Origin of the sequence: Halomonas sp. BLK-85 (assembly GCF_044792155.1) — a bacterium.
Classification (GTDB): Bacteria; Pseudomonadota; Gammaproteobacteria; order Pseudomonadales; family Halomonadaceae; genus Vreelandella.
This window is the reverse complement of sequence record NZ_CP087731.1, coordinates 1,625,891-1,638,438: the sequence shown is the minus strand read 5'-3', so window position 1 is coordinate 1,638,438 and position 12,548 is coordinate 1,625,891. Positions and strand designations below refer to the sequence as shown.

Annotated in this window: 12 protein-coding genes; 4 read left to right on the top strand and 8 right to left on the bottom strand. The window is 58.1% G+C overall.

Annotation, left to right across the window (positions count from 1 at the left end; translation table 11 throughout):
* Window positions 1–14 precede the first annotated feature (14 nt).
* On the top strand, window positions 15–584 hold the full coding sequence (locus LL947_RS07390) for a DUF4864 domain-containing protein (protein WP_499832818.1): 570 nt from the start codon (window positions 15–17) through the stop codon (window positions 582–584).
* A 5-nt stretch (window positions 585–589) separates the two neighbouring features.
* Here LL947_RS07390 and LL947_RS07385 read toward each other — a convergent pair whose 3' ends face one another.
* Genes LL947_RS07385 through LL947_RS07365 form a run of 5 tightly spaced genes read right to left on the bottom strand, consistent with a single transcriptional unit; the run spans window position 590 to window position 5,819 of the window.
* Window positions 590–1,177 (bottom strand): ABC-type transport auxiliary lipoprotein family protein, encoded by a 588-nt coding sequence (locus LL947_RS07385; protein WP_290820975.1) that lies wholly within the window; start codon window positions 1,175–1,177, stop codon window positions 590–592.
* A complete protein-coding gene (locus tag LL947_RS07380) occupies window positions 1,174–2,136 on the bottom strand; it encodes an MlaD family protein (RefSeq protein WP_290820977.1) in 963 nt (320 codons plus the stop codon). Before LL947_RS07380 ends, LL947_RS07385 begins: the two co-directional genes overlap by 4 nt.
* Window positions 2,136–2,912 carry an ABC transporter ATP-binding protein gene (locus LL947_RS07375; protein ID WP_499832817.1) on the bottom strand — a complete coding sequence of 259 codons (777 nt, stop codon included), beginning with the start codon at window positions 2,910–2,912 and terminating at the stop codon, window positions 2,136–2,138. The genes LL947_RS07380 and LL947_RS07375 overlap by 1 nt, the downstream gene beginning before the upstream one ends.
* 25 nt (window positions 2,913–2,937) lie before the next feature.
* Entirely contained in the window at window positions 2,938–4,080 is a 1,143-nt protein-coding gene (locus LL947_RS07370; protein WP_290820981.1) for an MlaE family ABC transporter permease, read from the bottom strand.
* A 32-nt stretch (window positions 4,081–4,112) separates the two neighbouring features.
* Window positions 4,113–5,819 (bottom strand): SulP family inorganic anion transporter, encoded by a 1,707-nt coding sequence (locus tag LL947_RS07365; RefSeq protein ID WP_499832816.1) that lies wholly within the window; start codon window positions 5,817–5,819, stop codon window positions 4,113–4,115.
* 128 nt (window positions 5,820–5,947) lie between these two features.
* Here LL947_RS07365 and LL947_RS07360 point away from each other — a divergent pair, with 128 nt between their 5' ends.
* Window positions 5,948–7,219: an O-acetylhomoserine aminocarboxypropyltransferase/cysteine synthase family protein gene (locus LL947_RS07360; protein WP_290820985.1), complete on the top strand. Its 1,272-nt coding sequence runs from the start codon at window positions 5,948–5,950 to the stop codon at window positions 7,217–7,219.
* Between the two features lie 58 nt (window positions 7,220–7,277).
* Here LL947_RS07360 and rarD read toward each other — a convergent pair whose 3' ends face one another.
* Window positions 7,278–8,198: an EamA family transporter RarD gene (gene rarD / locus LL947_RS07355; protein WP_499832815.1), complete on the bottom strand. Its 921-nt coding sequence runs from the start codon at window positions 8,196–8,198 to the stop codon at window positions 7,278–7,280.
* Window positions 8,199–8,290: 92 nt separating this feature from the next.
* On the opposite strand from rarD, the gene LL947_RS07350 reads away from it, so the two are divergent.
* Together LL947_RS07350 and LL947_RS07345 are read left to right on the top strand one after the other, a co-directional pair.
* Entirely contained in the window at window positions 8,291–9,094 is an 804-nt protein-coding gene (locus LL947_RS07350; protein ID WP_290820989.1) for an amidohydrolase, read from the top strand.
* A 49-nt stretch (window positions 9,095–9,143) separates the two neighbouring features.
* Window positions 9,144–9,848 carry a pseudouridine synthase gene (locus LL947_RS07345; RefSeq protein WP_290820991.1) on the top strand — a complete coding sequence of 235 codons (705 nt, stop codon included), beginning with the start codon at window positions 9,144–9,146 and terminating at the stop codon, window positions 9,846–9,848.
* A 46-nt stretch (window positions 9,849–9,894) separates the two neighbouring features.
* On the opposite strand, the gene LL947_RS07340 is transcribed toward LL947_RS07345, so the two are convergent.
* Together LL947_RS07340 and LL947_RS07335 are read right to left on the bottom strand one after the other, a co-directional pair.
* On the bottom strand, window positions 9,895–11,511 hold the full coding sequence (locus tag LL947_RS07340) for an ABC transporter ATP-binding protein (RefSeq protein WP_499832814.1): 1,617 nt from the start codon (window positions 11,509–11,511) through the stop codon (window positions 9,895–9,897).
* Window positions 11,504–12,547, bottom strand: coding sequence for an ABC transporter permease (locus tag LL947_RS07335; RefSeq protein WP_499832813.1), 1,044 nt, complete (start codon window positions 12,545–12,547; stop codon window positions 11,504–11,506). Before LL947_RS07335 ends, LL947_RS07340 begins: the two co-directional genes overlap by 8 nt.
* Window position 12,548 lies beyond the last annotated feature (1 nt).

The window sequence follows — 12,548 nt, the reverse complement described above, 5'->3', positions numbered from 1 at the left end:
AACAGGTACTCAGCATGTTGACATTTGCACAAGCACGTCTCGCGTTTACCCAGAGCAGCACCATCAAAGACGTCATATTCAGGACATTGCCAGGTTGGCGGCGCTCGCCTGGTGCCTCGATCATTGCAGCGCTTGGCTTGCTGATCAGCCTGATGGTGGCGCCATCACTGGCTGCGCAATCGATGGTTGAACCAAAGCCTTCTTTCTCTCCTGAAGACGTCGTCAGGATCCAGCTTGACGCCCTGGCAGCCAACGATGAACCGACCCGTAACGCCGGCATTGAGCAGGTATGGGCTTTTGCTCACCCAAATAATCGCGCAGTGACAGGACCTCTGGAGCGTTTCACCCGGATGATTCGCGGGGCGGGCTACGATACCCTGATCGATCACCGTTCCTATACCCTTGAAGCGGCAGGCGAGACCGATCAGGTTGCTGGTTTCGAGGTGAGGGTAGTGGCCCGTGATGGTAATCTCTACGCCTTTTCATGGCGCCTGGGCATCGCTGACATTGATGGGCAAGAGGTCTGGATGACCACCCGGGTCACACCGGCGCGCAGTACTGGAGAGCAGATGACCTCGCGGTAATTCCCTTATGGGTTCAGCTGATCATCTAGCCATTGCATCAGTTGAAAGGTGAGTTGCTCTGACACCTTACCCAGTGCGGCGACGGCCTCGGGGACGTCTTCACTCTGGGCCGTCTGGCGGGCATAGAATTGCTGGCTTGCCAGACGTTGACCGTCTGCTCCATCCAGCAGGGTAAATTGGGCGCGCATGACAGCGGTTGGAACACCGTTCTGATAATCAATATGGAAATCGCCCAGCTCTGCGACCAGGCGAGCATCAATACCCTGTTCACCCGTTTCAGCTGGCAATGCAATCCGTGTTGCATACAGGGCATTCTGCCATTGGCGTTTCAGCATGGCCGGCAGGTTATCATGCCAGCGTGCATCGGCATAAACGCTGACCTGCTGTGCGTCCGGCCAGACCACAATATGGTCACTGGCCAGCAGGCGATCTGCGCTGGGGGCGCGAATGTCCAAGGTACCTTGAACATCATCCCGGTGAATGACCGCAAGCTCGGGGGAGGGAAGACGATAGAGCTGTGAAGGCGTGTTCTCTGGCAGCACGGAGCAGCCCCCCAGCAATGCCAGCATGATCAGGCCAGGCAGATATTTCACGGACGAAACTCCTTGATCTGTTCACCACCGAAAATGAAGTCGCCGGGGTTTTCTTCCAGGCGACGTGAAATCCGGTTGATATTTATCAGGGTCGCTTGCAGTTCCTGTACAATGGCCGGTAGCTCAGTGCTCGCGCCCGCCATGTTATCGACTGTGGTGGCGACTCCAGACGCATTGCGATCCATCAGCAGTTGCCACTGTTCGGCACTGGTGGTCACCGCTTCTGCGGCCTGCTGGGCTGACTGCATCGCCGCACGGCTGTCTTCCTCGATCAGTCGGGTTGTCGATTGACCCAGTGAATCAATGGTGTCCAGCGTAGTGGTCGCCTGGAGCGTCAGGTCATTCAGCCGGCTGATCGAATCATTGAGCGCATCGGTAAGCTGAGGTTGGGCTTCTGCCAGCCCAGCGGTAATGGCGTCGGTATTGGCAATAATACGATTGAGGCGTTCGGCACTGTCTTCTTCAAACAGCATGTTCAGGTTATTGAGCAACCGGCTGACATTGGATACCACGGCTTCACCATCTGACAGTAATGAATCAATGGGTGACGGTGCGGCGATAATCTGAGCCGGCTCTTGAACCGAGGTGTCCAGGCGGGCACTGTCCGGTGATCCGCCATATAGCTGCAACGTCATGCTGCCAGTGATATTGGCAAGCCCCAGCCTGGCCTGGGTGTCTTCCCTGATCGGGATTTCCTGATCCACCCGGATCAGTGCCAACACTTTACGGGGGTCATCAGGATCGAGCCGCATTTCGACCACATTGCCCACTTCCAGGCCACTGAATTCAACCCGGCTACCTGTGCTCAGGCCGCTGACTGCCCGATTGAATACCACCTCGTAAAAAGCATATTCGCGCTGCGTGGCTGCCTGGGCCATCCACAACGAAAAAGCCACGGCGGCTAGCAGGGTGAACAGGGTAAACAGGCCAATCAGAATGTGGTGTGCGCGCGTTTCCATCAGCGGTTTTCCTTCATGTTTGCATAAGCGGCCCGGCCTCTGGGGCCGTGAAAATAATCCTGTATCCAGTCATCCTGGGTCGCAGCCACGTTTTCCAGGGTATCAGCTATCAACACCTGTTTGCGTGCCAACACAGCAACCCGGTTGCAGACGCTGTAAAGCGTATCCAGATCATGAGTCACCAGAAAAACACTGAACCCCAGTGCGTCGCGCAGGGTCAGCAATAGCTGGTCAAACCTGGCAGCACTGATAGGGTCAAGCCCGGCAGTGGGCTCGTCAAGAAAGAGCACGTCCGGATCAAGTGCCAACGCACGGGCCAGGGCGGCGCGCTTGATCATGCCACCGGATAGTGCGGCAGGCATCTGCGAAGCGGCACGGGCAGGCAAGCCAACCAGCGCCAGCTTCATGCGCGCTATCCCTTCAGCCTCATGGCGGCTCAGGGGCGTATGTTCAACCAGCGGCAAGGCCACGTTTTCCAAAAGATTGAGCGAGCTGTACAGGGCACCCTGCTGGAACAGAACACCAAAGCGTCTTTCCAGCGCAGCGCGCTGGCGACGATCAAGGGCGGTCAGGCGCTGTCCGAAAACGTGGATGTCGCCGTCATCAATCGGTTTGAGGCCGACAATACTGCGCAGTAATACCGACTTGCCAGTCCCTGACCCGCCCACTACGCCGAGAATCTCACCGCGTAAAAGCGTGAGGTCAAGCCCTTGGTGGACGACCGTCGTGCCAAAGCGATTTTCCAGATTGTCGACGCGGATCACCGTATTGTTCACGTAATTGTCCTGATCATGGTCCTGGTTACCATCCCATCTGCATGAAGTATAACGCCGCCAGGGCATCTAGCAGGATAACCATAAAAATCGACTGGACGACGCTGGACGTGGTGCGTTCGCCGACCGACTGAGCGCTGCCGCTGACCTTGAAGCCTTCTGCGCAGCCGATGATCGCAATCACCAGGGCAAAGAGGGGCGCCTTGGAAAGCCCGACCCAAAGATGGCGGACGCTGATATCCCGTTCGACTATCTGCCAGAACTGGGTGAAGGGAATATCCAGGGATACAGCGCCGACAACCGCACCGCCGAGCATGCCGCTTAGCGTTCCGATAAAGGCAAGCAGTGGCAGGCTGATCCATAGCGCGATTACCCTGGGCAGTACCAGAAGCTCGATAGGGTCCAGCCCCTGGGTGCGCAGTGCATCGATTTCTTCATTGGACTTCATGGCCCCGAGTTGAGCGGTAAAGGCACTGGCAGTCCGGCCTGCCAGCATGATGGCAGCCAACAGGACGCCAAATTCACGCAGAAACGAAAAAACCACCAGATTGACGGTGTAGATAGTGGCCCCGAAAGTTGTCAGCACGGTGGCGCCCAGGAAGGCGACCACGGCGCCTACCATGAAGGTCAGCAGGGCAACAATCGGTACGGCGTTCAGCCCGGTCTGATGGATGTGCGCGACGGTGGCAGTGAGGCGCCAGCGCCCCGGGCGCCAGATGCTTCTCCCTAGCGCTGTCAGGACCACCCCAAGAAAGCCCAGCAGGTAAAGCTGCTGGTGAACCAGAGCGGTCATCAGCTGGCCAAGCCTTGCCAGGCTGTCTGCGCGTCTCTGAAGCCAGCGTCTGGGCGCTATTTCCGGGGCGCTGGCCACCACCGCCAGAGCGTCAATAACGCTGAGGATCAGCTGGCGGCGTTGGGAGGGCAGTCGATCAGCCTGTTGCTGCATACGCTCGCTACCAAACCATTCGATCAGCAGTTGGGCAGCGGCCGTATCCAGCTGATCGACCGTTTCAAGAGACAGGCTTTCAATATTCTTGGCATCATGAGCGTTGAGCTGTTGGCGGATGGCGTGAAAATAAGCCAGCGTCCAGGTGCCGGACAGCGTAAGCTGCTGATCTTCTGAGAGGCTGGCCAGTGGTGCTGAGCCAGAGGCGTTGACTAGTTCATCCATGCGCGTCGGCTGTATCGAGAAGGGAAACGGGATCAGTCATTATCAAGCTCACGCCAGGCGGCATAGGTGCTTAGAAAAATGCGACCGGTCAGCTGTTCTGGCAGATCGCTGAGCTTGAGCTTGTCCATGACCGGACCTTTTACTTCGGCAAGATGCAGGGTGACCTTGGCATCCTTGAGTCGGGCGTTGATGGCTTCCAGGCTCTCCAGTGCCGAGGCATCAATCAGGTTGACAGCAGAACACACGATGACCACATCTTCCAGCTCTGGACGGGTAGCGACAAGGTTATACAGCGTATCCTCAAGATAGCGTGCATTGGCAAAATAGAGACTTTCATCAATGCGCAAAAAGGCAACGTGGGAGTGGGTCTCGACATCATGCCGGGCGATGCTTCGAAACTGCTCGCTATCGGCGACTCTCCCCAGCAGGGCGCTGTTGGGGCGGCTGGTGCGATACAGAAAAAGGCCAATGGATAGCACCAGGCCGGTGAGTATGCCTGCTTCGACCCCTTCAACCAGGGTCAGTGCGATGGTCATGGCCATGGCAGTAAAATCGCTGCGCGAGTAGCGCCAGGTCTGGCGCAGGGTGGCTACATCCACGAGCGTGAGCGTCGAGACGGTGATGGTCGCGGCCAGGGTGGCAATCGGCAGATAGTGCAGCCAGCCGGTAAACGTAAAGGTCACCAGAGCAATTCCCAGGGCAGCAAAAGCCCCCGCCGCTGGCGTCTGGGCACCGGCATCGAAATTGATCACGGTGCGCGAAAGCCCGCCGGCAACCGGCATGGCGCCAGAGACACCGCCGGCCAGGTTGGCCGCTCCCAGGCCGATCAGTTCCTGGTTAGGAGAAATGCGTTGGCGGCGCTTGGCGGCCAGCATCTGGCCCATTGAGACCGATTCCACAAAACCGACCAGGCTGATCAGTAGCGCCGGCATCAGTAGGGCTTTCCATAGCCCTGCATCCGGCATGGGGATGCCAAGGGGAGGCAAGCCCATAGGGATGTTGCCAACAACCGCCACGCCGTTTGTATCCCATTGCCAGAACCAGGTGATCCAGGTGGTTGTCAGCACGGCGAATACCGGTCCCGCCTTGGCAATCAGGTCGGCCAGCATGGCGCTAAGGCCCCAGTGTTGCAGTATTCCCTTGGCATAGCGGCGCATGGCAATCAGGAATGCCAGCGTGCCCGCGCCGATGATCAAGGTGGGAATATGCACCTTGGGAAGTTCAGGGATGACAGAGACCAGCCGTTCCACCAGGGTAAATCCCTGGCTTTCAACGCCAAGAAGGGCGCTGAACTGGCTGGCGGCAATCAGGATGCCGGAGGCGGTCAAAAAGCCGGAAATCACCGGATGACTGAGGAAGTTGCTGAAAAACCCCATTTTCAGCAGACCCATGACGATCAGCATGACGCCGGACAGCACCGCCAGCACCAGGGCCGCTTCCAGATAGGCGGCTGACCCCGCGGGTGCCACGCTCGACAGCGCGCCCGCCGTCATCAGGGCAATAATCGCCACCGGACCAATCGCCAGCGTCCGGCTGGTGCCAAACAGGGTATACACAAGCTGCGGAAGAATGCTGGCGTAAAGCCCCACGACAGCAGGAAGCCCCGCCAGCAAGGCGTACGCCAGCGACTGGGGAATCACCATCATGGTCACAATAAGGCCTGCCAGCACATCCGCCCCCAGTAAACGCCGATGGTAATGGGGCAGCCAGCTGAGTATTGGAAAGTAGCGTTTGATCATGGTCTAGGGTGTAAAGTGATGCGACTGTGAAAATTGATCATGAACACCAGACTAAACGATATTGGCCTTAAGGTAGAGGCTTGTTTAGGATCAGCATGTCGTTTATCTACTTTTGAAGAGACGTATCCATGAAGCCAGAAACAATTGCCCTGCACCACGGTTACTCGCCTGACAATCAGAATGCGGTGGCTGTGCCGATTCACCAGACCACATCATTCTCTTTTGACAGCGCCCAGCACGCGGCCGATCTGTTTGACCTCAAGGTCGAAGGCAATATCTATTCACGTATCATGAACCCGACCTGTGCCGTTCTGGAACAGCGTGTGGCGGCCTTGGAAGGCGGTATTGCCGGTCTGGCGGTGGCCTCGGGGATGTCAGCGATCACCTACGCCATCCAGACGATTGCCGAGGCAGGCGATAACATCGTCTCGATCAGCGAACTCTACGGCGGTACCTATAACCTGTTTGCCCATACGCTTCCTCGCCAGGGCATTGAAGTACGCTTTGCCGACAAGGACGATTTTGCAGGTCTCGAAGCCCTGATTGACGGCCGTACCAAGGCGGTTTACTGCGAAAGTATCGGTAACCCCTCCGGGGGTGTGGTGGATATTGCCAAGCTGGCGGAAGTGGCCCATCGGCATGGTGTGCCGGTCATGGTGGATAATACAACGGCCACCCCCTTTCTGTGCCGCCCGATCGACCATGGTGCCGACATCGTGGTCAATTCGGCGACCAAGTACATGGGCGGCCATGGCACGACCGTTGGCGGTGTGATTGTTGATTCAGGTAAATTCCCCTGGGCGGAAAATGCCAATCGCTTTCCACTGCTGACCGAGCCTGATGTGTCCTATCATGGCGTCAGCTACACCCGAGACGTGGGTGAGGCGGCCTTTATTGCGCGCGCACGCGTGGTGCCGCTTCGCAACATGGGGGCAGCGCTATCAGCCCAGGCCGCCTGGAACCTGTTGCAGGGCCTGGAAACCCTGGCGCTGAGGATGGAGCGCGTGTGTGCCAACACCCTGACGGTGGCCAAGCATCTGGAGGCCCATCCGCTGGTTGACTGGGTGCATTATGCCGGGCTTGAAAACCACCCGGATCACGCCCTGGCCAAACGCTACATGCAGGGGCATGCCTCAGGCATACTGAGCTTTGGGGTAAAAGGTGGTCAGGAAGCCGCAGAGCGTTTCTATGATGCCTTGGCCCTGATCCTGCGCCTGGTCAATATCGGCGATGCCAAAAGCTGCTCCTCGATTCCCGCTTCCACCACACACCGTCAGTTGAACGAGCAGGAACTCAAGGCTGCCGGTGTCACCGCTGACATGGTGCGCCTGTCAATTGGTATCGAGCACATTGATGATCTGCTGGCGGACATTGACCAGGCGCTGGAAGCGTCGCGCTGATAAGCCACCTTAAGCCGTGGTTCAGACCCCAGGTAAACCCAACGATAATGCGGCCCGTTCAGGCCGCATTTCTCTTGCTTTCCTGAGCGGGTCTCGACTGCTGCCAGGCCGAATACGAATAAAGTGCCAGTCCTGTCCAGATCAACACAAAGGTGAGTAGCTGGATGAGTGACAGGGCTTCCCTGAAAAACAGCAAGGCAATAAAGAACTGCATGCTGGGGTTGATGTACATCAGAAACCCGATGGTGGCCAGGCGTAAGCGACGGGTCGCGCCGGCGAAGGCCATGAGCGGAAGCGCGGTAAGGATACCGCTGGCAATCAATAGCAGGGTGGTGGTGGTGTCGCCAGCAAAATGTGAGCTGCCGTCAAGGGTCAGCCAACTGAAGGCGATCAGCGCCAACGGCATGAGCAGCAGGGTTTCCACGAAGAGACCAGACAGGCCATCCAGCGGCACCTGTTTACGAAACAGCCCGTAGGTGCCAAATGAAAACGCCAGTATCAGGCTCAGCCACGGCATCTCACCGAGCAACACAAACTGGATACCGATGGCCAGGGTGGCCAGGCCCAGCGCTACCAGCTGGAGTTTTGCCATGACCTCCCTGAGCACCAGTATTCCCAGCCCGACATTGACCAGAGGTGTCAGGAAATAGCCCAGGCTGGCCTGTAATACCTGCTGGCTTTCCACCGCATAGATGTAAACCCCCCAGTTCAGGGCGATCAGCAAGGCACAGGCCAATACCCGGCTCAGGCGCTTGGGTTCGCTGAGGGCGGCAACCACAGGCGACCAGCGCTTGAGCACGCTGATCAGGCCGACCAGAAACAGGCAGGACCACAGAATACGGTGTATCAGAATCTCAAAGGCGGGGACACCGTCAAACAGGGCGAAGAACAGCGGAAAGCAGCCCCACATCATATAGGCGGCAAGCCCGAACATTACGCCTTTGGCGGCTTCTGGATCACGCAGGGGTTGGGCAGGCATAAAGGTCTCAGTCACAAAAAAATGTTAATCTAGCACACCTGTAAAGACGAGATTATTGTTAATCCCATCCGCGTTCACTCAGGGAGCACTTTATGAGCACGCTAACCACGACGCTGGTGCAATGTGACCTGCGCTGGGAAGATCCGGCTGCCAACCATCGCCATCTTGATACCCTGCTGGGCGATCTCGATGGAGACACGACTGACGTGATCATTCTGCCGGAAATGTTCGCCACCGGCTTCACCATGAACTCCCGTGAGCAGGCCCAACCCATGGAACACAGCGAAAGTGTGGCCTGGCTGAAAGCGCAGGCACTCAAGCGCGGCTGTGTGATGACAGGGAGTGTCGCCATTGAGGAAGACGGTCATTACTATAATCGCCTGATCTGGGCAGCGCCTGACGGCGAACTGATTGTGTATGACAAACGTCATCTGTTCAGAATGGCCGGTGAGCATGAACGCTATGCCATGGGCGAAGGCCGCAAGGTGATTACCTACAAGGGCTGTCGGATCTTGTTAAGCGTCTGCTATGACTTGCGCTTTCCCGTCTGGATGCGGCAGCAAGCCGCTGACAATGAAACGTTTGAGTATGATGCCATCCTGTGCGTCGCCAACTGGCCAGCGCCGCGTCGTCACCCCTGGCGGATCTTGCTACAGTCCCGTGCGATCGAGAACCTCTGCTATGTGATAGGCGTCAACCGCGTCGGCGAGGATATCAAGGGCCTGGCCTACAGCGGTGATTCCCTGCTGGTGGACTTCAAAGGCGAGCCCGTGGTGGATCACCCGGCCTATAATGCCTTTGTGGAAACGGCCACACTGGACCTGGAGGCGCTGAATGCATTCCGTGAAAAATTTCCTGCCTGGCAGGATAGCGACCGATTTGAACTTCTATCCTGAACGACTATTTGAATGTCTATCTTGAACGACTACCCGGAGTTGGCCACTGATGCGCCTTGACCGTTTTTTAAGTGAAACCACCGATCTGACCCGCAGCCTGGCCAAGCGGGCATTGAAAAATGGTGAAGTGGAAATCAACGGCTTGCCTGCCAAGCAGCCCGCCCGGCATATCGACCCGGGCAGTGACAGGATAAGCTGGCAGGGCGAGGTCCTGACACTGGTGGGATTGCGTTACCTGATGCTACACAAGCCGACGGGCGTTGAGTGTACGGCGCGGCGCGGGCTGTATCCCCGGGCCATCGACCTGGTCGACCTCCCCAATGCAGAACGGCTGCAGCCCGTCGGGCGTCTGGATGTGGATACCACCGGCCTGCTCTTGATGAGTGATGACGGCCATTGGGCGCACCGTATCATGTCGCCCAAGCACCTTTGTGCCAAGGTCTATCTGGCTACCCTGGCGGAGCCGTGGGAAGGTGAGCATGCTGACAATGCCCTGAAGCAGATCGCCGAAGGCGTCATGCTTGACGGTGACGAAGAGGTGACCAAGCCTGCGACCCTGGAGATGCTCAGCCCCACACAGGCAAAGCTGACCCTGACGGAAGGGCGCTATCACCAGGTCAAGCGGATGTTTGCCGCGCTGGGCAATCATGTCGAGCAGCTGCATCGCCATTCGATCGGTGCCATCGTGCTGGATGATGACCTGCCGCCCGGGGAATGGCGAGAACTCAGCGCCGAGGAAGTGGCGCTGTTTTAACCGGGTCTGTCCTCATACAGCACGAAAGCTTGATCATGGGTACGTTTCAAACCAGCTGGGCGGCTTTGACCAGTCGCCTTGTGTACTCATGTTGAGGAGCGCTCAGGAGGCTCTGGCTGGGGCCTGACTCCACCACCTTGCCTTCCTTGAGCACCATGATACGGTGTGCCATGGCGCGTACAACAGCAAGGTCGTGGCTGATAAACAGATAGCTCAGCTGGCGCCTGGCCTGTAAATCGCGCAGCAGTTCGACAATCTGCTTTTGCACCGTACGGTCGAGAGCGGAGGTGGGTTCATCCAGTACCAAGAGTTCAGGTTCCAGAATAATGGCCCGGGCAATGGCGATCCGCTGGCGTTGCCCGCCTGAAAATTCATGCGGATAGCGGGAAGCAATGCTTTCCTGCAGACCGACTTCCTGCAAGGTCTGGTAAACGCGTTTTTCCACCTCACTGATGGATAGTTCTGGAAAATGAAAGCCTAACCCTTCGCTGACGATATCAAAGACTGACATCCGCGGTGACAGGGCACCGTAAGGGTCCTGAAACACCATCTGGAAACGATGGCGCTGGCGCCTGAGGTGCTTACCTGACAGCTGGTGCAGGGCGTCTTCTCCGAGGTAAATCTCGCCCTGGCTTTGCACCAGGCGCATCACAGCAGAGGCCAGCGTGGTCTTGCCCGAGCCGGACTCACCCACAATACCCAGGGTTTCCCCGGGAGCCACATAGAGATCGGTGGGCTCTACGGCTACGAAAGGTGCCGGCTGGCGTCGAAAAAGGCCTGCCTTGGGTCGGGCAAAAGCGACACTCAGGCGTGTGGCTTCAAGCCGCGGCTGCACACGCCCAACTGGCCCCGGTCGGCCCTGTGGCTCGGCGGCCAGCAGCGCAGTGGTATAATCACTTTGTGGGTTATTGAACACCTGACTGACCGGGCCACTTTCCTGTTCCACGCCCTGATACATGACGCAGACCCTGTCTGCATGAGCGCGCACCAGATTCAGGTCATGGGTGATAAACAGCATGCCCATGGCGTGGCGATCACGCAGTTCACGCAGCAAGGCCAGAATTTCCTGCTGAACGGTGACATCCAGCGCCGTGGTGGGTTCGTCGGCAATCAGTAGTTTAGGCTGGTTGGCGATCGCCATGGCAATCATCACCCGCTGGCGCTGACCGCCGGAAAGCTGATGAGGCCAGGCATCCAACAATTCATCCGGGCGCGGCAGACGCACTTGTTCGAGCAATTCACGGGCGCGTTTGCGGGCCGCCTTGCCGGTCAGGCCCTGATGCAGGCGCAGCGTCTCACCGATCTGCTTACCAACCCGGTGCAAGGGGTTCAGTGATGTCATGGGCTCCTGGAACACAAACCCGACCTGATTGCCCAGAATGGTGTTCCATTGCGCGCGTTTCAGGCTGGCCAGGTCAGTGCCTGCCAGGGTGCGGTCGCCGCTGACCTGCGCATTATCCGGCAGGAGGTTCATGACGCCCAGGGCCGAGACGGACTTCCCCGAGCCGGATTCTCCGACCAGAGCCAGGGTTTCCCCTGCCTTGACGCTAAAACTCAGGTTATTGACGACCTGAGTGCCATCAAAGCCGATGCTCAGGCGCCTGACATCCAGAAGCGTTGACGATTCAGGGACAAATGCTTGCTGCGCCGAGTGTTCAGCCATGGGAAACCTCCTTGTGGCGTGACTGCACATGGCGAGGATCGTACGCATCGCGCAGCCCTTCGCCGATAAACACCAGCAAGGAGAGCATGATGGCGAGGGTCATGAATGCCGTGATACCCAACCAGGGGGCGTGGAGGTTGTTCTTGCCCTGAGCGGCCAGTTCTCCCAGAGAGGGCGAGCCCGGTGGCAGGCCAAAACCGAGGAAGTCCAGGGCGGTCAGGGTGCCAATGGCCCCGGTGAACAGAAAGGGCACAAACGTCAGAGTGGCCACCATGGCATTGGGCAGCACATGGCGCCACATGATCAGGTGCGAGGGCAGCCCCATGGCCTTGGCCGCGCGAATATATTCCAGGTTGCGCGCGCGCAGAAATTCGGCACGGACAATATCCACCAGCCCAAGCCACGAAAACAGCATCATGATGCCTAACAGCCACCAGAAGCCTGGCTGGACGAAACTGGCGAGGATAATCAGCAGGAAGAGTACCGGCAGTCCTGACCATATTTCTGTAAAGCGCTGGCCGACAAGGTCCACCTTGCCGCCGAAGTAGCCCTGAACGCCGCCGATGAATACGCCCATTACCAGCGATCCTGCCGTCAGCACCAGGGCAAAGGCAACGGAAAGCCGGAAGCCATAGATCACCCGGGACAGTACATCGCGCCCCTGATCGTCGGTACCCAGCCAATGACGGCTATCCGGCGCGGCCGGGGAAGGGCGGGTCATATGCATATCCAGTGTCTGGTAGGAAAACGGAATCAACGGCCAGAGTGCCCAGCCGTTTTCCTCGATCTGTTGCTGGATAAAGGGATCGAGGTAATCGGTACGGGTTGGCAGGAAACCGCCAAATTCGGTTTCCGGGTAATCCACCACCAGCGGCAGGTACCACTCCCCCTCGAATTTGAGAAGCAGCGGCTTATCATTGGCCACCAGCTCGGCAAACAGGCTGAACACAAACAGGGCGCTGAACAGCCATAGCGATACGCGGGCGCGGCGGTTGGCACGAAAGGCAGCAATACGACGGCGGGTAATCGGCGACACG

Excerpts from the sequence above, each read along its gene's own strand:
- LL947_RS07390 (WP_499832818.1), top strand. The coding sequence starts at position 15 with ATGTTGACATTTGCACAAGCACGTCTCGCGTTTACCCAGAGCAGCACC.
- LL947_RS07380 (WP_290820977.1), bottom strand. The coding sequence starts at position 2,136 with ATGGAAACGCGCGCACACCACATTCTGATTGGCCTGTTTACCCTGTTC.
- LL947_RS07370 (WP_290820981.1), bottom strand. The coding sequence starts at position 4,080 with ATGGATGAACTAGTCAACGCCTCTGGCTCAGCACCACTGGCCAGCCTC.
- LL947_RS07365 (WP_499832816.1), bottom strand. The coding sequence starts at position 5,819 with ATGATCAAACGCTACTTTCCAATACTCAGCTGGCTGCCCCATTACCAT.
- LL947_RS07360 (WP_290820985.1), top strand. The coding sequence starts at position 5,948 with ATGAAGCCAGAAACAATTGCCCTGCACCACGGTTACTCGCCTGACAAT.
- rarD (WP_499832815.1), bottom strand. The coding sequence starts at position 8,198 with ATGCCTGCCCAACCCCTGCGTGATCCAGAAGCCGCCAAAGGCGTAATG.
- LL947_RS07350 (WP_290820989.1), top strand. The coding sequence starts at position 8,291 with ATGAGCACGCTAACCACGACGCTGGTGCAATGTGACCTGCGCTGGGAA.
- LL947_RS07345 (WP_290820991.1), top strand. The coding sequence starts at position 9,144 with ATGCGCCTTGACCGTTTTTTAAGTGAAACCACCGATCTGACCCGCAGC.
- LL947_RS07340 (WP_499832814.1), bottom strand. The coding sequence starts at position 11,511 with ATGGCTGAACACTCGGCGCAGCAAGCATTTGTCCCTGAATCGTCAACG.